General features: G+C 66.1%; 21 protein-coding genes and 1 pseudogene. 9 read left to right on the top strand and 13 right to left on the bottom strand.

Annotated features, from left to right (window positions below):
• Nucleotides 1-51 precede the first annotated feature (51 nt).
• On the top strand, nt 52-2,070 hold the full coding sequence (locus tag IPM80_12765) for a c-type cytochrome (protein ID MBK8959275.1): 2,019 nt from the start codon (nt 52-54) through the stop codon (nt 2,068-2,070).
• Between the two features lie 195 nt (nt 2,071-2,265).
• On the opposite strand, the gene IPM80_12760 is transcribed toward IPM80_12765, so the two are convergent.
• The 4 genes from IPM80_12760 to IPM80_12745 form a co-directional block, all read right to left on the bottom strand.
• On the bottom strand, nt 2,266-4,215 hold the full coding sequence (locus IPM80_12760) for an AMP-binding protein (GenBank protein MBK8959274.1): 1,950 nt from the start codon (nt 4,213-4,215) through the stop codon (nt 2,266-2,268).
• 33 nt (nt 4,216-4,248) lie between these two features.
• A complete protein-coding gene (locus tag IPM80_12755) occupies nt 4,249-6,417 on the bottom strand; it encodes a hydantoinase/oxoprolinase family protein (GenBank protein ID MBK8959273.1) in 2,169 nt (722 codons plus the stop codon).
• Nucleotides 6,414-6,998 carry an acetone carboxylase subunit gamma gene (locus tag IPM80_12750; protein ID MBK8959272.1) on the bottom strand — a complete coding sequence of 195 codons (585 nt, stop codon included), beginning with the start codon at nt 6,996-6,998 and terminating at the stop codon, nt 6,414-6,416. Before IPM80_12750 ends, IPM80_12755 begins: the two co-directional genes overlap by 4 nt.
• 71 nt (nt 6,999-7,069) lie before the next feature.
• Nucleotides 7,070-9,292 carry a hydantoinase B/oxoprolinase family protein gene (locus tag IPM80_12745; protein MBK8959271.1) on the bottom strand — a complete coding sequence of 741 codons (2,223 nt, stop codon included), beginning with the start codon at nt 9,290-9,292 and terminating at the stop codon, nt 7,070-7,072.
• Between the two features lie 246 nt (nt 9,293-9,538).
• Here IPM80_12745 and IPM80_12740 point away from each other — a divergent pair, with 246 nt between their 5' ends.
• The 6 genes and pseudogenes from IPM80_12740 (at nt 9,539) to IPM80_12715 (ending at nt 15,794) form a co-directional block, all read left to right on the top strand.
• Nucleotides 9,539-10,090: a hemerythrin domain-containing protein gene (locus IPM80_12740; protein MBK8959270.1), complete on the top strand. Its 552-nt coding sequence runs from the start codon at nt 9,539-9,541 to the stop codon at nt 10,088-10,090.
• Nucleotides 10,091-10,257: 167 nt separating this feature from the next.
• Nucleotides 10,258-10,653 (top strand): hemerythrin family protein, encoded by a 396-nt coding sequence (locus tag IPM80_12735; GenBank protein MBK8959269.1) that lies wholly within the window; start codon nt 10,258-10,260, stop codon nt 10,651-10,653.
• A gap of 337 nt (nt 10,654-10,990) precedes the next feature.
• Nucleotides 10,991-12,398: pseudogene (locus tag IPM80_12730) on the top strand (class II fumarate hydratase).
• Nucleotides 12,399-12,562: 164 nt separating this feature from the next.
• Complete coding sequence (locus IPM80_12725; GenBank protein ID MBK8959268.1) at nt 12,563-13,402, top strand: enoyl-CoA hydratase/isomerase family protein; 840 nt, start codon at nt 12,563-12,565, stop codon at nt 13,400-13,402.
• The gene (locus tag IPM80_12720) at nt 13,399-14,607 is read left to right on the top strand and encodes a CoA transferase (GenBank protein ID MBK8959267.1); all 1,209 of its coding nucleotides are present in this window, start codon (nt 13,399-13,401) and stop codon (nt 14,605-14,607) included. The genes IPM80_12725 and IPM80_12720 overlap by 4 nt, the downstream gene beginning before the upstream one ends.
• Nucleotides 14,604-15,794 (top strand): CoA transferase, encoded by a 1,191-nt coding sequence (locus IPM80_12715; protein ID MBK8959266.1) that lies wholly within the window; start codon nt 14,604-14,606, stop codon nt 15,792-15,794. Before IPM80_12720 ends, IPM80_12715 begins: the two co-directional genes overlap by 4 nt.
• Nucleotides 15,795-15,871: 77 nt before the next feature.
• On the opposite strand, the gene IPM80_12710 is transcribed toward IPM80_12715, so the two are convergent.
• From IPM80_12710 to IPM80_12685, 6 genes are all read right to left on the bottom strand, one after another.
• The gene (locus IPM80_12710) at nt 15,872-16,537 is read right to left on the bottom strand and encodes a hypothetical protein (protein MBK8959265.1); all 666 of its coding nucleotides are present in this window, start codon (nt 16,535-16,537) and stop codon (nt 15,872-15,874) included.
• Between the two features lie 221 nt (nt 16,538-16,758).
• Nucleotides 16,759-17,937, bottom strand: coding sequence for an acetylornithine transaminase (locus IPM80_12705; GenBank protein ID MBK8959264.1), 1,179 nt, complete (start codon nt 17,935-17,937; stop codon nt 16,759-16,761).
• Nucleotides 17,938-18,221: 284 nt separating this feature from the next.
• Nucleotides 18,222-18,470, bottom strand: a complete 249-nt coding sequence (locus IPM80_12700) for a zinc ribbon domain-containing protein (GenBank protein ID MBK8959263.1) — start codon at nt 18,468-18,470, stop codon at nt 18,222-18,224.
• Between the two features lie 68 nt (nt 18,471-18,538).
• A complete protein-coding gene (locus IPM80_12695) occupies nt 18,539-19,630 on the bottom strand; it encodes a nitronate monooxygenase (GenBank protein ID MBK8959262.1) in 1,092 nt (363 codons plus the stop codon).
• 66 nt (nt 19,631-19,696) lie between these two features.
• Entirely contained in the window at nt 19,697-19,915 is a 219-nt protein-coding gene (locus IPM80_12690) for a hypothetical protein (GenBank protein MBK8959261.1), read from the bottom strand.
• A gap of 100 nt (nt 19,916-20,015) precedes the next feature.
• Entirely contained in the window at nt 20,016-20,765 is a 750-nt protein-coding gene (locus IPM80_12685; protein ID MBK8959260.1) for an OB-fold domain-containing protein, read from the bottom strand.
• Nucleotides 20,766-21,856: 1,091 nt separating this feature from the next.
• Between IPM80_12685 and IPM80_12680 the strand changes: the two genes are divergently transcribed.
• Together IPM80_12680 and IPM80_12675 are read left to right on the top strand one after the other, a co-directional pair.
• A complete protein-coding gene (locus IPM80_12680) occupies nt 21,857-22,723 on the top strand; it encodes an EamA family transporter (GenBank protein MBK8959259.1) in 867 nt (288 codons plus the stop codon).
• Nucleotides 22,724-22,785: 62 nt separating this feature from the next.
• On the top strand, nt 22,786-24,438 hold the full coding sequence (locus IPM80_12675; GenBank protein MBK8959258.1) for an alkaline phosphatase family protein: 1,653 nt from the start codon (nt 22,786-22,788) through the stop codon (nt 24,436-24,438).
• 20 nt (nt 24,439-24,458) lie between these two features.
• Here the strand turns inward: IPM80_12675 and IPM80_12670 are convergent, their stop codons facing one another.
• The 3 genes from IPM80_12670 to IPM80_12660 all read right to left on the bottom strand — a co-directional run bounded on the left by IPM80_12670 (nt 24,459) and on the right by IPM80_12660 (nt 26,459).
• Nucleotides 24,459-25,586, bottom strand: coding sequence for an NAD(P)/FAD-dependent oxidoreductase (locus IPM80_12670; protein MBK8959257.1), 1,128 nt, complete (start codon nt 25,584-25,586; stop codon nt 24,459-24,461).
• A 213-nt stretch (nt 25,587-25,799) separates the two neighbouring features.
• Complete coding sequence (locus IPM80_12665) at nt 25,800-26,063, bottom strand: NAD(P)-binding protein (protein MBK8959256.1); 264 nt, start codon at nt 26,061-26,063, stop codon at nt 25,800-25,802.
• A gap of 120 nt (nt 26,064-26,183) precedes the next feature.
• Nucleotides 26,184-26,459 carry a hypothetical protein gene (locus IPM80_12660; GenBank protein MBK8959255.1) on the bottom strand — a complete coding sequence of 92 codons (276 nt, stop codon included), beginning with the start codon at nt 26,457-26,459 and terminating at the stop codon, nt 26,184-26,186.
• Nucleotides 26,460-26,588: the final 129 nt, after the last annotated feature.

Raw genomic sequence — 26,588 nt, 5'->3', positions numbered from 1 at the left:
GCCTCGCTCGCCAGCGCCGAGCCCGGTCCGACCGCGGGCCACGAGGCGGAGATGAAACAGGCTGCTGCACCGGACCAGCTCAAGCTCGGTGAAGAGGTCTATGGGCGGGTTTGCGCAGCCTGCCACCAGGCGACAGGCCTCGGCATGCCGGGCGCCTTCCCTCCCCTCGTCAATTCGGATTATCTCAAGGCTGATGTCAACCGCGCGATTACCGCGGTGGTCAAGGGCCTGACCGGCAAGATCACCGTCAATGGCGTCGATTACCAGGGCGCGATGCCGCCGATGGCCTATCTCAAGGACGACGAAATCGCCGCGGCACTCAGCTACGTGCTGACCAAGTGGAACGGCGGCGGTGCGGTGACTCCCGCGCAGGTGGCGGCGACGCGCGGCGGCGCGGCACCGGCGGCGGACGCGGCGGCGCAATCCCGTCACCCGCTGGCCAGTGACGCCGAGCATGCCTACAGCGGCGCGCCGAGCCCGATCCCGGCCGGCGAGACCGCTGACATGATCACCTCCGACGGGCCGCCGATGACGGTCACCGAGTTCGACGCCTCGAAGCAGATCTACTTTGAGCGTTGCGCGGGCTGCCACGGTGTGCTGCGCAAGGGCGCAACGGGCAAGCCGCTGACGACCGACATCGCGCGGGTCAAGGGCACCGAATATCTCAAGACCATGATCACCTATGGCTCACCGGCCGGCATGCCGAACTGGGGAACCTCCGGTGCGCTTACCGACGCGCAGATCGATGGACTGGCCCGCTACCTGCAACATCCGCCGCCCGAACCGCCGGAGTTCGGCATGGAGCAGATGATGAAGAGCTGGAAGGTGCTGGTGGCGCCGGAGAAGCGTCCGACCGCACCGATGCACAAGCGCAACATCGACAACTTCTTCGTCGTCACCTTGCGTGACAGCGGCGAAGTGGCGGTGATCGATGGTGACACCAAGGAAATCGTCAACATCATCAAGACCGGCTACGCGGTGCACATCTCGCGTCCGTCGGCCTCGGGGCGCTACGTCTACACCATCGGTCGCGATGCCCGCATCGACATGATCGACCTGTGGATGAATCCGCCGGCCAAGGTTGCCGAGATCAAGATTGGCCTCGAGGCGCGCTCGGTGGAGACCACCAAGTACAAGGGCTTCGAGGACCGCTACGCGGTGGCCGGCGCCTACTGGCCGCCACAGTACGTGTTCATGGATGGCCCGACCTTGAAGCCGCTCAAGATCATCTCGACGCGCGGCATGACGGTCGACACCCAGGAATACCATCCAGAACCGCGCGTGGCGGCGATCGTCGCCTCCCATCAGCATCCGGAGTTCATCATCAACGTCAAGGAGACCGGCAAGATCCTGCTGGCCAACTACGAGGACATCAACAACCTGTCGGTAACCACCATCGACGGCGCGCGATTCCTGCATGACGGCGGATGGGACTCGACCAAGCGCTACTTCCTGACCGCCGCCAACCAGTCGAACAAGGTTGCGGTGATCGATTCGAAGGAGCGCAAGCTGGCCGCCCTCATCGACGTCGAGAAGATTCCGCACCCGGGTCGTGGCGCGAATCTCAACGACCCGAAGTTCGGGCCGGTGTGGGTGACCAGTGCCTTGGGCAATCCCAATGTCACTTTCATCGCCACCGATCCCGCCTCGCATAAGGATCATGCGTGGAAGGTGGTGCGTACGCTGCAGGGCATGGGCGGCGGTTCGCTGTTCGTCAAGAGCCATCCGCACTCCAACAACCTGTGGGTGGATGCGCCCTTGAATCCGGACGCCAAGATCTCGCAGAGCGTGGCGGTGTTCGACGTCAAGAACCCCGACGCCCCCTTCGAGGTGCTGCCGATCGCGGCCTGGGCCGATCTCGGCGAAGGCGCCAAGCGCGTCGTGCAGCCGGAGTACAACGCCGCCGGCGACGAAGTGTGGTTCTCGGTGTGGAACGGCAAGGATCAGAAATCGGCGCTGGTCATCGTCGATGACAAGACCCGCAAGCTGAAAGCCGTGATCAAGGATGAGCGCCTCATCACCCCGACCGGCAAGTTCAACGTGCACAACACCATGGAAGACATCTACTGAGTCACCATGGGACCGTCGCGGCGCAGGCCGCGACGGTCGCTTGCTCCTTCCTGCCGCCGAATCCTTCACGACTATGCAAAGCGCGCCTCGTTCGAGGCGCGCGCTGTTCTACCCGGCGCGGTCACGCGCAGGTCTGCACCAAAATAGAAAGCTTCCTCGAGCGTGCGCCGCGCGATGCGGCGCGGGCCGCAAGCGCTACAGCCGCACCAGGCGCAGCGCGTCCAGCGATTCGGGATTGGCGAGGGAAGACAGGTCGCCGGGTTCCTTGCCCAGCAGCACCGCTTTGACCACGCGCCGCATGATCTTGAGCGTGCGGGTCTTGGGCAGATCGGCAACGAACAGCACATGGCGGGGGCGATAGGCCTTGCCCATGCACTGCACGACCACATCCGCCAGTGCATCACGCAGCGGGATGAGATCCTGCCCGGGCAGTGGCACACACACGCACACCACGGCCGAACCCTGGGTGTCATCGGGAATGCCGACCACCGCCACGTCCGAGATCTTGCCGGTGGCGAGCAACGGCCCCTCGATCTCGGCGGGGCCGGTGCGCTTGCCTGAAATCTTCAGCGTGTCGTCGGAGCGGCCGAGCACATACCACATGCCGTCTTCGTCACGCGCCGCCCAGTCGCCGTGGATCCACACCCCCGGCACGGTATTCCAGTAGCTGTCGAGATAGCGTTGCGGGTCACGCCACAAGCCGCGCGTCAGGCCCGGCGAGTGATGGCGCAATGCCAGTTCACCGACCTGGCCGACCGCCACCGAGCGGCCATCGCCGTCGACGATGTCGGCGCCCATGCCGGGCAAGGCGGTATTGAAACAGCAAGGTTTGAGCGGTCGCACCACGGTGCAGCCGAGAATGCCGCCGCCGATTTCCGTACCACCGCTGTAATTGAGTATCGGCACGGCCCGCTTGCCAACTTCGGTGAACAGCCACGTCCAGGCGTCCGGCGTCCAGGGTTCGCCGGTGCTGAGCAGGATGCGCAGTGAACTCAAGTCATAGCGACGCGCCGCATCGCGCGCGCTCAGCAGGTAGTGGCGCGCAATCGTCGGCGCGAGGCCCAGCCAGCTCACGCGCTGCTGTTCGACCAGGCGCCAGATGCGCCCCGGCTCTGGATAATTGAAGGCGCCCTCGCCCATCACCAGCGTCGCGCCGCGAAAGGCCGAGACGATGATCTGGATGGGACCGACCACCCAGCCCATGTCGCTCATCCATAGCATGCGATCGCCCGCCGAGAATTCGGCGGCCACGCACATATCGAACAGGATCTTCATCATGAGCCCGCAATGGCTCTGCACCGTGCCCTTGGGAAGACCCGTGGTGCCCGAGGTATAGACCAGCATCATCGGCGCTTCCGCCGCGACGATGGCGGTATGGGTGTCGCCCGGCGCCGCGGCCAGCAACTCGTGCCACCAATGGTCACCGTCCCGCCACGCCACGTGATTGCCCTGGTTGCGGAACACGATGACGTGCTCGAGGCTGGCAATGTGCTGACGCGCTTCGTCGACCACCGCCTTCAAGGCCACCGGCGCGCCGCGTCGCGGTGCGCCGTCGACGGTCAGCACCGCACGCGCGCCGCCGTCGTTGAGGCGGATGACTATCGGCTCGGGGCCGAAGCCCGAGAACAGCGGAATGGCGATGGCGCCAATCTTGAGGATCGCCAGGAAGGCGATTGCCACCTCGGGGATCATCGGCATGTAGATGCCGATGCCGTCACCCACGCCCAAGCCGAGCTTGCGCAGGGCCGCTGCCAGTTTGCCGACTTCGGCGTCCACTTCGCGGTAGGAGAGCGCACGCTGCTCGCCGGATTCACGTTCGTGCTGAATGTAGACCTGGTCGTAGGTCGGGGTGTCGCGATGACAGTCGAGGCAGTTGGCGACGATATTGGTCTCGCCGCCGATGCAGTAGTCACTCCACTGCGGGGCGCGTGTAGCGTCTATCAGCTGGCGATAGGGCACCGTGAAACGAATGCCGAGAAAATCGATGACATGCTGCCAGAACCACTCGGCCTCGCCATCCGCGCGCCGCATGAGGGTGTCGTAGTCCGCCACCCCGCAATGCCGCATGAAGCGCGCGATTTGTGAAGATTCGAGCTCGGCCCTGCCCGGGCGCCACACGATTTCCGATGTCTGCTCGAAATCCATGCCGGGTACCCCGCCGCGCGCTCGCGCCTTAAGTCAGCTGTAGTGGATGATCATGTGTTCATCGAAACGGATCTGCTTGTGCGGCGGCACCACCAGGGTGGTCATCGGATCGCGCACGATGGCCGGTCCCGGCACCACGTTACCGGGTAGCAGCTCACCCATCTGCCATATCGCGAAGTCGCATTTTCGGCCGCGATGATGCACCGGCCGACTGCCGACATAGGCGCTGTCGCGCGGCTTCGGCGACGCCAGTTCGTAACGCGGCACCAGGGGCATGGCTTTCGGCACCGAGGCCTTGATGTACAGCTCCGAAATCGCGTAACCGACTTCGGGAAAACGCGCGCCCTCCGGGTAGATCTGCGTATACATGGTCTCGAAGGCGGCAACCAGGGCGTCGCAGTCGGCGGCCTGCGCGGCGCTCGCGATGCCCAGCGGTGTATCGAAACTTTCGAGCTGACCGATGTAGCGGGCATAGATGCCGTACTGGAAAGTGATGTCGCTGACGTCGGCGCCCTCGGCGCGCATTTCGGCGCTCGCGGCGGCTTCCATGTCCGTGAACAGCGCCGCGACCTCGCGCCCGACGTGCTCCTTGTGCGCGGCGCTGGCGTCGTTGGCGACGGTCGCCACGTAGCCCTTGTGATGGCGATGCATGTACTCGGCGCAGGACGCACCGAAAGCCGAGAACGCCGCCGCGTAGGGCACGGTGATGATGTCGGCGACGCCGAGCCCGGCGGTGAAATCCCACATGTGCACCGGTCCCGCGCCACCGTAGATCAAGGCGGTGAATTCGGCCGGGTTGTAGCCCTTGGCCAGCATCATGGTGGCGGCGGCATCGCGCATCTGCGTGCCGACCACTTCCAGGATGCCGCTGCCGGCGGTATGCAGATCCATGCCCAGCGGCCGCGCGACAGTCTGCTCCAGCGCCGCGACCGCGCGCTCGTAGTCGAGCTTGACCTTGCCGCCGAGGAAGTAGTCGGGGTCGACATAACCCAGCGCGACGTTGACATCAGTGATGGTGAGACGGTCGTAGAGATAGCAGCTGCCGACTTCGGCGCCGGCGCTTTCCGGCCCGACCCGGAGCCGTTTGTACTTGTCCAGCCACACCGCCGAGCCGGCGCCCGCGCCGACCGAGTCGAGCGCCACCATCGGCAGCGCCAGGCGGTGCCCCGCGAATTCGGGATCCTTGCGGATCGGGATCTGACCGTTCAACACCAGGCCGACATCGAAACTGGTGCCACCCATGTCGCAACACAGCACGCGATTGAGATCCAGCACGCGGCTCAACACCTGCGCGCCCATCATGCCGCCTATCGGTCCGGAGATGACCGTTTCGTACAGGCGCGGGTAACTGACATTGACCGCGCCGCCATAGGACAACAGCGTCAGCAACTGGCCGTCATAGCCATCGGCCTGCGCCGCGTTCTGCACTTCGAGCAGCGCGCTGCGGGTCGATTCGGCGGCCGTACATTGCAGGAGCAGGCTCTTGACGCGGTTGTTCTCCTTCAACACCGGCGCCGCTTCGTAGGAAGTCAGCACCGGCACGGCCCGGCCGTGGGCGGCGATGACCTCTTCGGCGATGGCCTTGGCGCCGAGTTCGTTGGCGGGGTTGATGAAGGAATTCAAGAACAGGATGCCGATCACTTCCACGCCATCGGCCAGCAACCGCGTGACTGCGCTACGCACGTGATCGGCATTGAAGGGGATGAGGATCTTGCCGGGCGCGATGTGCTTTTCCATGAAATAGGAACCGCCGCAGGTGCGCTCCAACACACCGTGCACGTGATGGCGTTCAATCATGGGGCGGGTGTGTTCGTGGAGCTGGTTGTGCAGGCTGTCCTTCTGCGCCTGGCCGAGATAGGTCAGGCCGCCTTCGATGATGGTGATGTCCTCGAAGCCCCGTGTCACCAGCAGCCCGGCCTTGCGCCCGGTGCCGGTCAGCACGGTGTTCAGCATGCCGGTGCCGGCGTAGATCGAGACCGCCGCGCGTGCGTGCACGTCGGCGGAACTCAAGCCTATGGCCTGCGCGGTATCGGCCACCGACTCCAGGTAGCTGCGCGCCTCGTCGCGCCGATTGGTGAGTGACTTGCCGACCTTGAAACTGCCATCGGGCAGCACCAGGATGGTGTCGGTCATGGTGCCACCGGCGTCGAGCGCGAGGATGCAGTCTTTCTTGCCCGGCAGGGCGGGCGCCAGTGTGCTCATGAGCGCTGCTCCTCGGCGCTCGCTGCCCATTCGGCGGTGCGGCGCATGGTCAAGTCCTGGTACCAGCCCGGGTCTTCATCGGGCAGGGGCTGGCCGAGAAATTCGCGGTAATAACGGTCGAGGTCGGGCAAAACCTCGAAGATCAATGGATAGCCAGGTGGCACCACCTCGACGGCGAGTTGCGCATAGCAGCCGGGACAGAAGAATTCGCGGATCTCGTTCCACTCCGGTTCCGGCGCGGCGGCGGGTGGATAGTAGACGCCCTCGAATTGCGCGGCCGTGGTCTTGACCCGCACCTGGGCGGCGGTCTTCCAGTTGCAGCGATAATCTCCGAACTCCTGGCCGCAATCGCATTTCACCACGCGCTCAGCATCGGACTGTCGGCGTACGACGTAGAGATGATCGGAAATGCGCAACAGGATGCGGTCCGGCCAACTCACGCGTTCCTGCAGCACCTCCAGGTAGACCGTGAATCTCTCGGTGTCCTTGTTCTCCATGCGCAGCAAGGTGCGCGCGTCGTGACGGGAGATCTGGCCGTCGACCAGTTGCCGCACCAGTTCTTTGTCGATCTTGGACATCATCGCTCCCTTCCCGGGCCAGGCCCGCGGTGCTGAATGCGGCGGCGTCCCTGTCGCCGGTTACGGTTCGTGATTCAAATCTCGAAACTCTCCGGCAGCTGCCAGAAGCGACGGAAATGCGTGCGGTATTCAGTGAAGCTGGTGGAGCTGCGATACATCTCGCGGATCGCTTCAGGCATCGCGCCGTCCAGCACCTGGCGGCGACCGCCTTGCCACCATTGACTGACCGGCAGCGACTGCGCGCGGCGCTCATCGCGCAGCGCCACGCGTTTGGCGCGCGTCGCCTCCTCGTCCAATCGATAGCCGGCGCCGCTGGTCGCCAGCACGACGCCGTAGAGGCCCTCGGCAAAGGCGACCGGCACCTGGCCGGCATTGGCGTCGGCCAGCACCGCCAGGGGGTCGCGTTCCAAGGGATCGCCCCAGCCACCCCCGGTGCCGGCGATCTCGGCCCACAGGTCGTTGTCTTTCAGATTGTGATCCGGCGCGTCGGACTTCCAGGTTTCGAGCTTTTCGACCTTGAGTTGGCCGCTCGCCTCGAGCTCGACCAGTTCCTGCAGCGTGGTGGGCGTGATGCCCTGCGCGATGAGATCCGGCAGGTTGGTGTTCTGTGCGATGACGACCGCCGCGCCGGGCGAGGGATAGCCACCCATCATGCCCTGGCCCACTTCGGTGTTGAACGAACAGGCGCTGCCGGCGCGCGAAGCGGTCAGGCGTTGGCCGGGTTCCACCACCCAGTGCACGGTGGTCAAACCGATGCCCGCGCGAAACTTGCCATGGCCGCAGAAGCCGGGCTGCAGTTTGCGCCCGAGATGGAACAAGGGCGGAATGAGGTATTCGAATTCCTCGGAATTGCCCATGTTGCACAGTTGGCTGGCGATGAACCACACCGCCGGCTCGCCGTCGCGATAGGCGAACGCGCCATGGCCGCAGGCGCCCAGCAACTCGAAATTGGTGTAGCCGTAGGGCGTGCCGTCGGCCAGCACGCCTTCGCCCTGCACCGAATCCCACGGCGCGCTCACGGCATAAGCCTCTTCCATGTAGCCGCGCATGAACTGGCCGCGGATGAGGGAGTTGTAGGCCATGGTCGTGACCTGCAGCATCTGCGCCCAGGCATTCGAATGGGACGCGACCTGCGTGCCGGGGTTGTAGATCGAACCCTCCGGCAGCACGCCGGTGACCGCGTAATTGCCGCCCGCGGTGAACTTGGTGTTGTAGGCGAGCGCGCCCGCCAGGCCGAGCATGAAAGCGACCTTGACGCCACCCGGAAATGCATTGAAGGCGTGGTAACCCCAGCGTGAACTGCCGGTCATGTCGTTGCAGATGCGGCCATGCTCGTCGAGCGTGGTGCGCATGTGCATGTGGATGAGCGTGTCGGTGTCGGCGCGTTCCCAGAGTCTCTGCAGGCCCTTGAATTTGCAGATGCGAAAGCCGCATTGTTCGTAGGTACCGGGCACCATCCAGTTGCGGATGTTGTCCATCACCACGCGCCGGCTTTCCTCGATCACTTCGCGCGCGGCCTGCTTGAAGTATTCGACGCCGAACTCCGCCACCACCTCGTGCACGCTGCGCAGGATCATGCCGGCGCCGGCGAGCCGCATCTTGTCGTCGAGGATGTTCATGGTGCCGGCGCGCGTGCGGCGCTTCCACATCTCGTCCCACCACGCGTACTGGCGCAGGTTCTCGCCGGTGCGCGTCGGCGGAAAGACGAAACCGTCCATGTAGGTATCGACGCAGAACATCGCCCAGCTGCCAGCCTGCGGCGCACCGACTTCCATGATGTGATTGATGGCGCAGGCCCACGCGATCACCTCACCTTCGACCACGATGGGCACATAGGTATAGGTGTCGCCGGGATGGGGCGCACCGCAGGTCGCGCCGTCATCGGACACATAGACGTCGCCGTCGTGAAAGCCCGGGTTGTCTTCGTAGCCGTGTTCGACCATGAAGCGGATGGCGACCGGGAAAGCCGCCGAATGCGCCACGAACCCTTCCGACAAGGCAATCGAATCGCCTTCGGCCGTCGCCAGCGCCCATACCGCCTCGCCCATTTCGCGGCCGCCCGGCGAAGCCGCGACGAAGCGCGCCACTTCGCGCGCGGCCATGCACGCCGATTGCAGGCGCGAGTAGAAGCGCTCGAACTTGAGAGGATCGGCTTGCTTGACCGGGAAGTCGGTGACGCCCCAGTAATGTCCGGTGGCTTCGGTGAGTTTTTCGCGCTGGTCTATCTTGTGGCGGACCGACTGTGCGGCGCCGGGCGCACGCAAGTGCGCGGAAGGGTTGAAAGCGACCGTGGACATAGCGGTTCTCCCCTGCCGCGCAACAGGCGCGATGGAAGAATCTTCAACGACACGCAAGCGAATGTGCATTGACCTAAATCAACCATGATCGGCACCGAGGTAGCTTCGCTTTCGCGCATGCCTTGCGCCGCATCTCGCACGGCGCGCAATAACCTGGGTCAAGGCAGGACGCGCGGCGCCGGTGGCACATTGGCGCCGCGCCGCCACCGTCCTTGCGGCGCCACCTCAACCGCGGAGAGCATCGATATGGCAACAACCGAAGACCTGCGTGGCGACCATGAACTCATACTCGGCATGCTCGACTGCTTCGAAGCAGCGCTGGCCGAGGCGCGCGACGCGCAGACACTGAAACCAATCGCCCTGGCGCCCTTTGTCGAATTCTTTCGTGACTTCGCCGATCACTGCCATCACCTGAAGGAAGAGCAAAGCCTGTTCCCGGCGCTGGTGCGCGCCGGCCTGCCCGCGCGTCTCGGCCCGGTTGGCTGCATGCTGGACGAGCATCGCGCCGGGCGTGATTGCCTGGCGGCGCTGGACGAAGCCGTGGCCATCGCGGCGCACGATGAGGGCCGCGCCCTGGGCCTTTTCCAGCAGCAAGGCCGCGCCTATATCGACCTGTTGCGCAACCACATCGCCAAGGAAAACGGCGTGCTGTTCGTCATGGCGGATGACATGTTGCGCGGCGATGAGGCCACACGCGTGCTGAGTGAATGTGACGCGCTGCAAGCGGACGCGGACTATGCCGAGCGCGTTCGCCGTGGGCGCACGCTGGCGGCGGAAATGCACGCGCGCTATCGATGAGATTTCTATTCGATGCCGGCCATGCGTCGTCATCCGCCCGGGATTTGCGCCGTTGGCCTACGGCCGCCACTTGATCTGCCTCATATGCAAGGCCAGTTGCGCATGAAACATTGCCAAAGGACCGCAAGCACGAGGACGGAATTGACGAACCAGGAGTGAAAACTACCATGAAAAATTTCATGAATTGGAAAGACAGCTACGCGCTCGGCGTTCCCGAAGTGGACAGGGATCATCGGGAACTCATCGAGATGCTCAACACCCTGCACGGGGCGCTGCTCGGCGGTGCAGCCGGCGAAGATGTCCATGGCTTCTTATCGGGCGTGCGCGCGCGGGTCGCCGATCATTTCGCGCTGGAGGAGCGCCTGATGCAGCGCAACGCCTACCCCGAGTACGAAGTTCACAAGCGCGACCACGAGCGGCTGCTGGCGGACATCGTCGACATCGTGGACCGCAGCCGTGGCTTCGACACGGTCGCGCCAGACCTGCTGGGCGTGCAACTCGAAGAGTGGTTCGCAACGCACTTTCGTACCCACGACGCGCAGTTGCATGGCCTACGGCCATGAGCGCCACCATCGGAAGCTTGGAGCGAATGGGTGCCTGCCCGGGCCGACGACGATGACACTCGGGCAAGCGTCGCGAACCGCGCACTTGCGTCGCTGCGTAGAGCAGGTACGCACACCACGGCGATCGCGGGCCTTGGCCAGGAATCGGCCAAGACTGCGGCCGCTTGGGGCGGGCGCGCTTCGAGCCCGACAATCCGGCTGACTCGCGCTTCGCCGGCAAGGCCGGCTTCGAGCGTGTGACAGGCTCCTGGAACGGATGGTCCGATTCTGTAGGATGGCCGCGAATACCGCGCGACATGCGGCGGTTCCCCTGTTTCCTGGCCAGGCAGGTGCGGCCATGACATCCGACCCTACAGCGCATAGCGCGCATGACAGTTTCGGCGACATCGAATTGCCCCCCGGTGCGCTGTGGGGCGCGCAGACCGAGCGGGCGCGTCGCAATTTTCAAGTGAGCGGCACGCAACTGCCGACCGAATTCATCTCTGCACTCGCGCTGATCAAGGCGGCGGCCGCGAAAGCCAATGCGCGCCTCGACCTGCTGCCGCACGCCAGCGCCGATGCCATCGTCACGGCCGCGCTGGCGGTGGCGCGCGGTGAACATGCCGACCAGTTTCCGCTCGACGTGTTCCCAGACCGGCAGCGGCACCAGCACCCACATGAACGTCAACGAAGTCATCGCCACGCTGGCGTCACGCACCCTGGGCGTGACGGTGCATGCCAATGACCACGTCAACATGTGCCAGAGCAGTAACGACTGCATCCCGAGTGCGATTCACGTCAGCGCGGTATTGGCGCTGCGTGGCGCGCTGCTGCCGGCGCTGGACGCACTCATCGATGAACTGCGCGACAAGGAAGACGCCTGGGCGCGGCTGACCAAGACCGGCCGCACCCATCTCATGGACGCCATGCCACTGACCTTGGGCCAGGAAGTATCGGGCTGGCGCGCGCAGATCGAGGCCGCGCGCGACAGGCTCGTGAGCAGTGAAGCGCGGCTGCTGGCGCTCGCCCAGGGCGGCACGGCGGTCGGCACCGGCATCAATGCCCACCCGCGCTTTGCCGTCGAGTGCATCGCCGCACTGCGCGCCTTGACCGGCGTGCCTTTCACCCACGCGCCGAATTACTTCGCGGCGCTGGCGGGCCAGGACACGGCGCTGGAATTCTCCGGCCAGCTGCGCGTCTTGGCCGTCGCGATGATGAAGATGGCCAACGACCTGCGTTGGATGGGTTCGGGACCATTGGCCGGTCTCGGCGAATTGCAACTGCCCGCCCTGCAGCCAGGCAGCAGCATCATGCCGGGCAAGGTCAACCCGGTGATCCCGGAGGCCGTGGCGATGGTGGCAGCCCAGGTGATGGGACTCGATGCGGCCATCGCCATCGCCGGCCAGTCGGGCAACTTCCAGCTCAACGTAATGCTGCCGCTGATTGCCCACAACCTGCTGACGAGTCTCTCGCTGCTGGCCAACGCCGCGCGTGCGCTGGCCGCGCAATGCATTGCCGGCGCCGAACCCGTTGCGGCGAGATTGCAGTCGGTGCTGGCCCGCAACCCGATACTGGCGACCGCCCTCAACCCGGTCATCGGCTATGAACGGGCCGCGGCGATCGCCAAGCGCGCGTACAGCGAAGGTCGACCGATATTCGACGTGGCGCTCGAAGACTCGGGCCTGAGCGCTGACCGATTACGCGAACTGCTGGATCCCGCGGCAATGACGGCCGGCGGCTTGGGCGGCGACCACCACTCGGGCTGAATGCAAGCCTTGCGCCGTGCGCGATGCGCACTGGCCGACACGCTCGCGAAAACATCCCGCTCCGATAAAATCCCGAGGCGCACGGCCGGCGCTCCGAGGGTGGAGTGCGGCCGATGGCATCGTTGCCCGGGATAGCACGTGATCAAGACAGGACCTTCGCAGGCATGAGCAGTTCTCCTTCCTCCCCGCCCCATCTCCTCGTCGACAAACGCGACGGCATTGCCTACGTCACGCTCAACCGCCCCGACAAGCGCAACGCCCTCTCGCCCGAGATGCTGGTGCGCTTGTGCGATGCGTGGCGCGACATCGAGGCCGACCCGGCCACGCGCGTGGTACTGCTGACCGGCACCGGCGACAAGGCCTTTTGCTCCGGCGGCGACATGGGCTCGACCATTCCGCTCATGATGCGCACGCGCGAACCGGTAGGCGAATGGGAACAGCGCTTCTCGGCCGATCGCAAACAGCTCGGCGCGGCCATCCTGCGCAACACCGATTTTTTCAAGCCCATCGTGGTCGCCATCAACGGTCATGCCCACGCCGGCGGCGCGGAGTTCCTGCTCAGCACCGACATTCGCATCATGTCCAGCGACGCTACCATCGCGCTGACCGAAGTGCGGCGCGGGTTGCTTGCCTCCGGCGGTTCGCTGGCGCGTCTGACCCGCCAGATCCCGTGGGCCCACGCCATGGAGCTGGTGTTGGGCGGCGAACCGATCAGCGCACAACAGGCACTGGCCGTCGGCCTCGTCAATCGCGTGGTGGCGCCCGACCAGGTACTGCCGGTGGCCGAGGACTTCGCCCGGCGCATCTGCAAGGGCGCACCGATTGCCCTCATGAAATCCAAGGAGGCGATGGTGCGCGGCAGTGGCCGCCCGCTCGAGGAAGCCTTCGCCATCGAAACCCAATGCACCAAGGACAACGCGCGCAGCGACGACGCCAAGGAAGGCCCGCGCGCCTTCATGGAGAAGCGGCCACCGGTATTCACCGGCAAGCTGCCCGAAGCATGAGCCTGCTGTCCGGCGTGCGGGTGGTGGAGATGGGCTTCTGGGTTGCCGGCCCGTCGGCGGGCGGCATCCTCGCCGATTGGGGCGCCGAAGTGCTGAAGCTCGAACTGCCGAGCGGTGATCCGATGCGCAGCATCTACGGCGCGCTGTCGGGCTCGGCGGAAACGCGCTGCCCACCGTTCGACATGCACAATCGCGGCAAGCGCAGCGTCGCCATCGACGTCAACCAGCCCGAGGGCAAGGCGCTCGCCATGCGCCTGATCGCGGACGCCGACATCTTCATCACCAACATGCGTCCGCAATACCTGAAACGCGCCGGCCTCGACCACGAGCAGGTGTTGGCCGCCCATCCGCGGCTGGTGTACGGCATCCTCACCGGCTACGGACTCGACGGCCCCGACAAGGATGCGCCGGGCTACGATGTCGCCGGCTTTTCCTCGCGCGGCGGCGTGGCGGGTCGGGCCACGCCGCCCGGCGGTGTGCCGCCGGTCATTCCCGGCGGGCTCGGTGACAATGTCACCGCGCTGGCGCTGGTGGCGGGACTGCTCGGTGCGCTGTGGTCACGCGATCGCCACGGCGTCGGGCAACTGGTATCGACCTCGCTGATGCGCACCGGCATTTTCTGCGTGAGCATGGAGATGTCGGCGCGCCTGGCGCTGGGCCGCGTGCAGTCGGCGCCGTCGCGCGTGAAGCCGCCCAATCCGCTGATGAATTCCTACTGTGCGGCCGACGGCAAATGGCTGTGGCTGATCGGCGTCGAGGCCTCGCGTCACTGGCAGCCGATCACGACCGCGCTCGGCGTGCCGCAGGTGCAGGATGACGAGCGTTTCAAATCCACGCGCGACAGGCATCGCAACAGCGCCGCGCTGGTCGAGATCTTCGACGCCGCGTTTGCACGCCACACGCGCGATGAATGGGCCGCGATTCTCCGCGCCCACGACGTGTGGTGGGCGCCGGTCAATACCTTCGAGGACCTCTTGACCGACGCGCAGGTGCAGGCGGCCGGCGCCTTCGTGTCCATGCCGACCATGGGCGGCGGCGACGACACGCAGATGACCATCGCCACGCCGGTCGACTTCGGCGCCACCGCACTCGCGCCCTTGAAAGCGCCGCCCACCATCGGCGCCGACACCGACGCGGTGCTTGGTGCTCTCGGTCTCGACGACGACGAACTGGCGCGTCTGCGCGAAACAGGGGTGATCGCATGAGCACGGCCTTCAGCCCGCTGGCGGGCATACGCATCGTCGAGTTCTCGACCAGCATCGCCGGCCCCTCCGCCACCATGATCCTCGCCCAGCTCGGCGCCGACGTGATCAAGGTCGAAGCGCCGCAAGGCGATGACGCGCGCGCCTGGCCGCCGCAGCTCGGCGATCGCAGCCTGGTGTTCCGCCAGATGAATGTCGGCAAGCGCGACATCGTGCTCGATCTGAAACAGGCGGCGGCGCTGGAGGTGGCCTTGAAACTCACCGACAGCGCGAGCGTGGTGTTGCAGACCATGCGCCCGGGCGTCGCCGAGCGCATCGGCATCGGCGCCGCCGCCGTGCGTGTGCGCAATCCCGAGTGCATCTATTTCGACATGAATGCCTTCGGCAGCGGCGCCATCGGTCGCGACATGCCGGGCTACGATCCGATGGTGCAGGCCTTCACCGGCATCATGGCCATGACCGGCCACGACGATGCGCCGCCGACACGCTGCGCGCCGTCGATCATCGATCTCGGTACCGGCCAATGGATAGCCATGGGCGTGCTGGCGGCGGTGCTGGCCAGGCAGCGCGGCCAGGCGGTCGGCACGCTGGAAACCGCGCTGGTCGATACCGGTTTCAACTTCGTGTCCTACCAGGCCAGCACCGCGTTGACGAGCGGCGAACGGCCGCCGCGCGCCGGCTCGGGCAATCCCATCGCCGCGCCCTACCAGTGCTTCACCGCCGCCGACGGTGAACTGTTGCTGGCGGCGCCCAACCAGAAGCTGTGGCTGCTGGTCACCGAGGTGCTGGAGGCGCCGGCGCTGCGTGAAGATGCGCGTTTCGCCAGCGTCGCATCACGCAGCCAGCATCGCGCCGAACTCGAAGTGGCGCTCAATGCGCTGTTCGCCCGCGCGCCGCTGGCCGAGTGGCTGGCACGGCTCGCCGCCGCCGGCGTGCCGGCCACGCGCGTCTATGGTCTCGAGCAGGCGGTGGTGAGCGATATCGCGGCCGAGCGCCGCACCTTCGCCGATTCCGACGGCGTGCCGCTGGTGCGGCTGCCGTGGCTGGTCGATGGCGAACCCGTGCCGTGGGCAAGCGCGGCGCCGCGACTCGGCGAGCACACGCGCGAGGTGTTGCTGGAGCTGGACTATTCCGAGCAGGAGATCGCGGCGCTCATCGAAAGCGGCGCGGTGATGGAGGCAAGCTCGTAGCTGCGAATTCATTCGCAGCCAAGAGTCAGACTGAAGTCTGACCCACACTCATCGAGTGCGTCTCCGTGGGTCGGACTTCAGTCTGACTTCCCGCGCCCGACGACGCGTATCTGCGAAAAATACTTCTCGAAATCCTCGGCCGGCAATTCCACGACATCGATACCGGTATCCGCCGTGTGCGATTCGCGCGCCGCTTCGTCGGCCCCGCCGTGGCGCAGGATCAAGCGCAGGCTGGTGGCCAGCGTCGCCGCCAGCTGGCTGTCGGTGCAATCGAGCAGCACCACCGGGAAACTGCGCGCCGCGTGCAGGGTGCTCGACATCAGCACGAAGGGCGTGCGGCGCTTGACCTGGATGATGTTGCGGAACGCCGCGTAGTAACTGCCGACCACCGGGTAGAGATCGTCGCGCGCGATCTGGCGGCGCGCCACTGCGTCGGACTGCACCGCCAGCTTGCGCCGCAGACCGTAATGGGGATCGGCGCTCGCCACCGCGTCGAAGCGTCGACCGTAGAAGGTCATGCTGCGCGTCCAGGCGAGTCCCAGGCGCGGGTCGGGCAGGCCGACGCGCCCGATCACCTCGATGTTCTTCACTTCCACGTTGGCCAATGATCGGTAGTCGACCGCATCGCGCCGCGCCTGCACGCGCTTGACGGAGAAGCCGTGCGCCTGCGGCTCGACCAGCAGCGTCTTGGCCAGCCCGAAAGGCAGCAGGGAACGGGCAATCTCGGAATGTACGGCCTGCATGGCGATGGTCTCGACGACGCGCCCAGGGGCGGCGGCGTGCGCTGGGATGAAACTCCCTGTGTCGGGCCAGGCCGGCGGGGGCCGCGTCCATGCTGCTGGCGTCGCAGGGCCGCGACCAGCACGACCGACCCCGATTATCTTGAAGGCCGGTCCGCCTGACAAAGACCCAGTGCTCGATTTCGACATCGGGCGGACAGGCCCGCGCCTGTCCGCCCCACCCCTCACGCGGACCTTGCGACCTCGCCCAGGGTCGCGTCGAGCCTCGTCATGGCCTCGTCTATCTCGGCACGGCTGACGGTCAGCGACGGCATGAAGCGCAGCAGGTGCGCGCGCGGTGCGTTGATGAGCAGGCCGTGCTCGCGCGCCACCGTCACCACTTCCGCGCCGCAAGCGCGGCCGAGTTCCATCGCCAGCAGCAGGCCGCGACCACGCACCGCGCCCAGCCCATGGGTGACGGCCAGGCGTTCGAGCCGAGCCCTCAAGTACACCGACTGCGCGCGCACGTTGGCGAGAAATGCCGCGTCGTTGATGTGCTCGAGCACCGCGAGACCCACCGCCGCCATCAGCGGATTGCCATTGAAGGTGCCGCCCTGGTCACCCGGCTCGAAGCAGCTCGCCTCGCGCGTCGCGAGCAGCGCCGCCAAGGGCACGCCGCCGCCGAGGCCCTTGCCGAGCGTCATGACGTCGGGCCGCACGCCGGCATGCTCGCAGGCGAACAGTCGACCGGTGCGGCCCATGCCGGTCTGCACTTCGTCGACCATCAGCAGCAGGCCATGGGCCGTGGTCAGGGCACGCAGCTCGCGCAGGAACGTGTCGGACGCAGCCACCACGCCCGCCTCGCCCTGGATGGGTTCGAGCATCACCGCCACGGTGCGCGGCGTGATGAGCGCTGCGACCGAGGCCAGGTCGTTCAGGCGCGCCTTGGGAAAGCCCGGCACCTTGGGTTCGAACAGCGCGGCGAACTCGGGCTTGCCCGAGGCCGACATGGTGGCCAGCGTGCGACCGTGAAAAGCGCCCTCGAAGGTGATGACCTCGTAGGCGCCCGCGCGGTGGCGTGCGCCCCAGCGCCGCGCCAGCTTGATGGCGCCCTCGTTGGCCTCGGCGCCGCTGTTGGCCAGGAACACGTGATCCATGCCGCTGGCCTTGGCCAGGGCGCGCGCGTACAGCACCGCCTGCAGGTTGTGGTAGGCGGGGCTGCAGTTGATCAGCGTCGAGGCCTGCTCGTTGAGCGCGCGCGCCACGAGATCCGGGCAGTGGCCCAGCGCATTGACCGCCCAGCCCTGCACGAAATCGAGGTAGGCGCGGTCTTCGTGATCCCACAGCCAGCTGCCGCGGCCGCGCACGAAGGCCAAGGCCGGACGCGAGGTGATCGGCATGACGGCATTCATGGCTTCGAACATTTCGGTGGTGGTGGCTTGCATGGCGATGACCTCCTCTTGCACAGGTGCAATGATTTTTCGGGCCCTAAAACGACGAAGGCCGCAGGGTTGCTGCGGCCTTCGTCTGGAACTTTTAGCAGTGCAAACAGCTAACAGACGCGCGCAGCCCTCGCTTGCGAGGCGTGCAGACGACGACGTACTTTTTGCATTGGCTTGTTCATGGGGCGCGGAGTGTGCCTGCCGGCGATGCGATGCGTCAACCGTTTTATCCGTGGGTGATCAGCATGGACGCACCGCCAGGCGGCTCAATGCCGGTGACCGCAACCCGCGCCGCAGCCACCGCCGCTCGGCATCGGCGCGCTGGGCGCCTTGACGCCACCACCGATGCTGGTCGCCGCCAGTTGCTTGGCGACCGGCGCATCGGCGGGCGTCGCGTCCAGCGGCAGCCCGGCGAGGCTGCACAATTCGCCCCAGGTGCGAACCTTCTCGCTCATGGCATGTTTGACTTCAACGGTGCGACCGTTGGTTGCGCAATGGTAGTCGTAGGTGGGCATGGCTGGCTTTCCGTGAATTCGTGATGGCGACAGTGTCCGAAATTCCGGCCGCCCCAGGCAAGCCCCGTTCAGCCCAGCATGTCGTCCAGGCGTTCGCGCGCGGCCAGCATTTCTTCCATCATGCCGTAGACGATTTCGCGCACCGAGGTCGGGCCGGTGAAATTGCCGACGATCTGGCCGACCGGGTAGGTCAGGAAGTCCCGGGCCCGCACCCGCTCCACCCGTGTGCGGCCCTCGCCCCACCACAGGATGTTCTGCAAGGGCGCCGGCAAGGGCTCGGGCGCGCCCTTGCGTTCGTAGGCATCGGTGAAGGCCGAGCGCAGCGTGCGGCACGGCTTGCCGGTGACCGCGCGCGTATGCACCGCGTCCTCCGCCTCGGCGGCGAAGAAGCGTTCCTTGATCTCGGGCATGACTTCACTCTGCGCGCTCGGCAACCACACCGAGCCGCACCACACGCCTTCACATCCCAGCGCCAGCGCCGCCGCCACCTGGCGGCCGCGCCCCACGCCGCCGGCGCCCAGCACCGGCAGCGGCGCGACGGCATCGACCACGCTCGGCCACAGCACCATGGAGGAAATCGTGCCGGTATGACCGCCGGCCTCGGTGCCGACCGCGATCACGAAATCGCAGCCGCGCTCTTTGTGCTTCCGCGCATGCTTGGGCTTGCCGGCCATGGCCGCCACCTTGATGCCGCGCGCATGGGCAGCTTCCACCAGTTCCACCGGCGGCGAACCGAGCGCATTGACGATGAGCTTGATCGGATGCTGCATGGCGATGTCGATCATCGCCATGCTTTCCCGCGGCGTGAACGACAGTTCGCTGAGCAGGCCGCGAATGATGGCGTCGCGTTCCGCGGCCGGCAGCGGCGGCACGCCGGCCGCATCGAGCAGGCCGCGCACGAAGGCCAGATGCTCTTCCGGAAACAGCTTGTCCGCGTCGAACTTGAGCTCGCCCGCTTCGCTGTAGGTGGTGGGCATCAACACATCGATACCGTAGGGCCGGCCTTCGATGTGGTCGTCGATCCATTTCAGTTCCTCGCGCAGGCGCGCCGGACTCATGCGCGCCATGCCCAGCACGCCCATGCCGCCCGCGCGCGACACCTCGACCACCACGTCGCGACAATGGGAGAACGCGAAGATCGGCACATCGATACCGAACATCTCACACAGGCGATTGTTCACGGGCGGACACTCCGGGGTTTGGACGTCATTTCAACGAGAGGCATGTCAGTGCACGCCGGTGGCGTCGTCGTCGCGTTCGACGATCTCTTCGAGGGTCGCGCGCCATTGCGCGAGTTCGCCGACCACGTGATGGGCGGCGTCTATCATGGCCTCGCTCGGAATACGGGCGTGGATGGCCTCGCCGAGCAAGTCCGCGATGACCTCGATGGCGTCCTCGAGCGTGCCGGCCAGATCGCGCAGGCCGGCCAGTTCGTCGTCACTCATGGCGCTTGCAGGTGCGAATTCATTCGCACCTTGATGCTCGACCTGTGGGCTGTATCCATCCTTGAATGTGCGAATGAATTCGCACCTACGAGGCTTGGCATCACACCCGTCGCCATTGCACCAGCGTGTATGGCGGGTCGGCGTCGTCATGGGGCTCGAACACTGCTTCCACCGCCGCGCCGATCACCACCTCCTGCAGCGGGTCGCCGAGCAGGTTGCCGAGCATGCGCACCTTGCCATGGGCCGGCAGTTCCACCAGCACCACCAGGTAGGGGCCATGACCGTTCAGCGCGGGATGCACCGGGTGATGGGGACGCTCGTAGCTGTAGATGACGCCGCGCCCTTCTATCTCCACCCACTCGATGTCGAAGGAGTGACAACGATGGCAGATCCATTCCGGGCCCCACTGCCAGGCCTGGCAGGCGCTGCAGCGTTGAATGCGCAGCTTGCCTTCGCGGGTGCCGGCCCAATAGGGTTCGGATACGCCGTCGGGACCGGTGCCGGGTTGCGGTAAGCCCGCGGGGAGATAGGTGCTGCTCACAGTGTCGCCTCCGAGCCGAGGATGAGAGAGCTGACCGGCGTGACCATGGGGCCGCCCATGATGATGGCCGCGTCGTTGTTCTTGACCTGGTTGATGGCCACGCCCCGGATCTGGCGCACCGCGTCGTGCACCAGTTCCAGGCCATGCATGTAGCACTCGGCGAGATTGCCGCCGCTGGTGTTGAGCGGCAGGCGGCCATCGGGCGCGATGAGGTTGTCCTTCACCAGCACCTCGTTCGCTTCCTCGGGTTTGACCAGGCCATGTTCGACCAGGCTCATCAGCACGCCACCGGTGAAGTTCTCGTAGCATTCGATGATGCCCATGTCGGCCGGCGTCATCCTGGCCATCTGGTACAGGCGTGGGCCCAGCTGGCCGAAATGGCTGCTCGCATAGTTCGGCATGTTGTGCACCGGCGCCGCGCTGCGATGGTCGCAGCCCTGCGCGCAAGCCATGATGTAGGCGGGCTTCTGCTTGAGCTGGCGGGCGCGCTCGGCCGACACCACCACCACCGCCGCCGCGCCGTCGTTCTCCTGGCAGCAGTCGAAGAGATGGAAGAAGGGCTCGACTATCCAGCGCGAGTTGTCGTACTTCGCTTCGTCGAGCGGGCGGCCACGCATCACCGCATTGGGGTTGGTCTGCGCATGGTGATAACAGGCCAGCGAAATCGCACGCAGCGCGTTCTGGTGAATGCCATGATCGTGCATGAAGCGCGTGACCTTCATGGCGAAGCGCTGCGCCGGCGACATGATGCCGTAGGGCACCACGAAGGAATCATCGCCCGACAACACCGCGGCCGCTGAACTGCGACCATAGCGGCGATACTGGCCCTGCGCGAGCGAACGAAACGCCACCACGCAATCGGCCATGCCGGTCGCGACCGCCGCCGCCGCGTTGCCGATGGCGCCGCACACGCCGCCGCCACCGCCGCCCCAGAACATGTTGGAGAATTTCAGTTCCTTGATGCCGAGCGCGGCGGCCAGGTGGCCGGCGTCGGAGCGATCATCGCCATAGGAGGCGAAGCCATCGACTTCGTGCGGGCTGATGCCGGCATCGGCACAGGCATTGACCACCGCCTGCAGACACAGCTTGAACTCGCTGTGCGGAGACTGGCCGTGCTTGTAATAGGTGGTCTCGCCGATACCGGCGATCGCGGTCTTGCCGCGCAGTGTTCTCTCTGACATGCCTCCCCCTCGAAGACCTGCGAATCTGGTGTGGCCAGGGCGCCGCCGCCCCACCCCCTTTCGATAGTACGAAAGCAGGGACGACCACGCGCATGGCCGCAGTATAACGGCAGCACCGTCCGTCACCAGCCGGGCGCACATGACGAGCAGCAGCCACTGACGCGTGTCAGTCGATATACTCCCGCGCCGCTCTCGGTCCGCAAACGATTCATCGACGTCATGGCCTTACGACATCTCGCGCTCATGCTCCTGACCTGCACCATCTGGGGCTTCAACTTCGTGGCGGCCAAGGTCGGTGTGCGCGAGATCCCGCCGCTGCTCTTCACCGGCTTGCGCTTCGGCATGCTGGCCATCGTGCTTTTGCCGTTTCTGAAACCGGCGCGCGGTCGCATGCGTGACGTGCTGGTGATCGCACTGTTCAATGGCGCGTTTCATTTCGGCCTGATGTTCATCGGCATCGCCATGGCGGCGGCCTCGGTGGTGGCGGTGGTGGCGCAGTTGAACGTGCCCTTCGCCACGCTGCTGTCGATTTTCTTCTTGGGCGAAGTCGTGCACCTGCGCCGCTGGCTCGGCATCGCCCTCACCTTCGTCGGCGTGACCATCGTCAGTTTCGATCCGCACGTGTTCGATGCCCTGACCGGCGTGCTGTTCACGGCCGGCGCGGCGCTGTCGGCCGCGATTGCCGCGGTGTGCATGCGCAGCTTGAGCAATGTCGGCATGTTCCAGCTGCAGTCGTGGACGGCCTTCATCACCGCGCCGCTGCTGATCGGGGCGAGCCTGGTGTTCGAATCAGGACAGGGCGCCGCCCTCAGCCAGGCGCAGCCCATCACCTGGGCGGCGCTGATGTTCACCACCATCGGCGCGAGTCTCATCGGCCACAACGCCTACTACTACCTGCTGCAACGCTACGAGGTGTCGCTGATCGCGCCGCTGTCCTTGATCTCGCCCCTGCTCGGCGTGGTGTTCGGCATCGTGATGCTGGGCGAGCACGTCAGTCCGCGCATCGTCATCGGTGCGGTCACGGCGTTCGTCGGCGTGGGAGTGTTGGCGCTGCCGACACGCAGGAAGGCGGTGGCGGTCGCCTAGCGACGGGTGCGGCAGGTGGGCCGCCTGTCTTGTCGCGCGGTCGCTCGTTACACTCGAGCGAAATCACAGCCGGATGGCACTTTCATGTTGGATATTCCGCGCCGCGTCGCGCTGCTGCGGGGCTGTTGGCGGCCTTGCCCGCGCAGGCCACGCCGCCTCGCCCCACCCTCGTCGTCGCCATCTCGGTCGATCAGTTCTCGGGCGATCTGTTCAACGAGTACCGCGCGTTTTTCAGCGGCGGTCTGAAACGCCTGGCGGATGGCGTGGTGTTCACGCGCGGCTACCAGAGCCATGCCGCGACCGAGACGTGCCCGGGCCACGCGACCCTGCTGACCGGTGCGCGGCCAGCGCGCAACGGCATCATTGCCAACCACTGGTTCGACCAAGGCCTCGCGCGCGACGACAAGCAGGTGTACTGCGTCGAAGACGCACAGGCGCCGGGCAGCAGTTCGCGTCAGTACCAGGTGTCGACGCGCCATCTGCGTGTGCCGACGCTAGGCATGCGCATGAAAGCTGCAACGCCCGCCACGCGCGTGGTGTCGGTGGCCGGCAAGGATCGCGCGGCGGTGTTGCTGGCGGGCGCCGATGCCGACCAGACCTGGTGGTGGGGCGGCGCCGGCTTCGTGAGTTACGCGGACGCCAAGGCGTCGGCGGCGGTCACCGCGGTCAACACCGCCGTGCGCCAGCAGCTCGGCGAAGCGCGCGCGCCGCTGCCGTTGCCCGCGTTCTGCAAGGCGCGCGACTACGCCGTGGCGCTGCGCGATGGGCAACAGGTCGGCAGCGGGCGCTTCGCGCGCGAAGCGGGCGATGCCAAGGCATTCCGCGCATCGCCGGCGCTGGATGCCGCCACCCTCACCCTGGCCGGCGCCCTCTTCGACGCCTTGGCGCTCGGCAAGGGGCCGCACACCGATCTGCTCGCCATCGGTCTGTCGGCCACCGATCTCATAGGCCACGCCTATGGCACCGAGGGCAGCGAGATGTGCGTGCAGCTCGCCGCGCTGGATGCGGCCTTGGGCGAGTTCTTCGCGCGCCTCGATGCGCGCGGTATCGATTACCTGGTGATGCTGAGCGCGGACCACGGCGGTCATGACGCGCCGGAGCGCGCGGCCGAGAACGCCATCGTCGACGCCGCGCGCGTCGACGATGCGCTGCTGCCGGCCGCGCTCGGCGAGCGCATCGCCGCGCGGCTGAAGCTGCCGACACCGGTGCTGCTGGGCGACGGCGCCAACGGCGATGTCTACCTCGCGCGCCATCTCGACGCCGCGCAACGCCGCGCGGTCAGCGACGCGGCCGTGCAGGCATGGCGACAACATCCGCAGGTGGCGGCGGTCTTCACCCGCGATGAATTGCTTGCGCAGCCATCGCCGCACGGTCCGCCCGATCAGTGGAGCCTCGTACAGGAAGCGCGCGCCAGTTTCGATGCCGAGCGTTCGGGAGACTTCGTGGTGTTGCTGAAAGCGCGCGTCACGCCGATCGCCAGCGCCGCGCCGGGCTACGTCGCCACCCATGGCAGCCCTTGGGATTACGATCGACGCGTGCCCATCCTGTTCTGGCGACGCGGCCTGGCGGGTTTCGAACAGCCCAACGCGGTCGAGACCGTCGACATCCTGCCGACGCTCGCGGCCCAGATCGGATTGCAGGTACCGGCCGCCGAGATCGACGGCCGTTGTCTGGACCTGACGCGCGGCGTGGAGAGCAGCTGCGCGTCGCGATGAAGCGATGGTGAAGTCCGCGCTCAGGCGCGGAATTCGAAGCCCTCGTAGCCCTTCGCCGCCACCTCGTTGAACAGCGCGCGGTAGGACGGCACGCTGCCGGCATACATCAGGTATTGCCCGACGCCGCCGTCACGGTTGTTGTTGCCGAAGAACCAGGAGTCACGCATCTCGTCGATGAGCATGCCTTTGACCGACTGGTGACACTTCTCGGTCCACGCCGCTTCCGCTTCCGGCGTGGCCTGGATGGTCTTGTAGCCATGCTCGAGCACGTAACGGATGCAGCCCGTGATCCAATCGGTATTGCTTTCCACGCAACGGGTGATGTTGCAGAACGTACCGGGATTGTGCGGGCCCATGATCGCGAACAGGTTGGGGAAGCCGGCGAACTGCACGCCGAGATTGGTCTTCGGTCCTTTCGCCCAATGGTCCTTCAGCGCCACGCCCTGCTCGCCGCGGATGTCGATGCGCATCAACTCGCCGGTCAGGCTCTGGAAGCCGGTGCAGTAGATGATGACGTCGAAATCGTACTTGGCGTCGGTGGTCTCGACGCCGCTCTCGGTGATCTTGACGATGGGCGTCGCGCGCAGATCGACCACGTCGACATTGTCCTGGTTGAACGCCTCGTAGTAGTTCTTCTCGCCCGGCGGACGCTTGGTGCCATAGGGATGGTTCTTGGGAATGAGCTTCTCGGCCTTGACCGGATCCTTCACCCGCTGGCGAATCTTCTCCGCCAGGAATTCGCTGATCTCGTCGGCCAGCGCGCGGTTGTGGAACACGTCGTTGTAATTGCCGAGCCACAGCGCGAAGCCGCCGCGTTCATACAGCTCCTGGTACTTGGCCATGCGTTCGGCCTTCGTGACCTCGGTGCTGGCGCGCATGTCCATATCGTGGATGAAGGCGGCCGCGGTGCGCTTGCACAGCTCGAAGATGTCGTTGGCCTTGACCTTCATCTCTTCCTGTTCGGCGGCGCTCACCGGCTGGTTGCGCAGCGGCGTGCACCAGTTGGCGGTGCGCTGGAACAGCTTCAGCTCGCCGACCTCGGGCGCGATGGTCTGCAGGATCTGCACGGCGGTCGGGCCGCTGCCGATGATCGCGACTTTCTTGCCGGTGAAGTCGATGGGTTCCTTGGGCCAGCGCGCGCTGTGCAAATGACTGGCCCTTGAAGTTCTCGGTGCCGGGATAGGGCGGCATCTGGTAGGCCGACAGCAAACCGGTGGCGCACAGCACGAAATGCCCGCGGCAGGTCTTGCCGTTCAGGGTCTCGACCGTCCAGGTGCGCGAGGCGTCGTCGAACACCACGCTTTCGACGCGCGAATTGAATTCGATGGCGCGTTTCAGCTGGAACTTGTCGGCGACGAAGTTCACGTAGCGCTCGATCTCGGGCTGGCCGGCGAACTTCTCCGACCAGGTCCATTCCTGGATGAGATCATCGGAAAACGAAAACTGGTAGCTGTAGGACTGGAATCGAAACGGGCGCCCGGGTAGCGGTTCCAGTACCAGGTCCCGCCGACATCGGAACCGGCTTCGAATCCCTGCACCGAGAGGCCGAGCTCGCGCATGCGGTACTGCGCGTAGAGGCCGGAAATGCCGGCCCCGATGATGATGACGTCTACATTGTCTTGCATGGCGTAATGCTCCTCCCAGGAGCCCTGGCGACGGAAAACGCGGAGGATATCAGGGGCCATACGGCTGGGGATGCCCTCCCCGATCGTATAGGGTCGCGCCAGGGCGGCGCGCCGGCGCGTCTACTCCTCGCCGCCGGTCTTGGGCGCCCGCTCGCGCAGGGCCTGCATGCGGTCGCGGAAGCCGGCCTTGCCGGGCGCGGCCGGTGCGGGCTTGGTCAAATCTTCGAGGCGGATGGACTTACGGCGTCGACCATGGGCATCGAGCGGCCCGTCGACGGGCCGGGGCTGGCTCGCCGGCGGCGGCGCCTTGGCCGGAAACGAAATAGAAAATTGGCCATGGCCACAGTGCGGGCAGGCCGGCTCCTTGGCCGCCGGCCACGCCTTGGCTGGCGCCACTTCTCCGCATTGTCTGCACTTGCACAGGCCCATGGCCGCTTACGCATCCGCGTGGTAACCGCGTGCCATCTTACGTGCGCGGTCACCGACCGCCAACGCTGTTGACGACGCCCGTACCCGGTGGCGGAC

It is taken from the genome of Pseudomonadota bacterium, from assembly GCA_016719885.1.
Classification (GTDB): domain Bacteria; phylum Pseudomonadota; class Gammaproteobacteria.
This window is presented reverse-complemented; position numbering and strand designations above follow the sequence as displayed.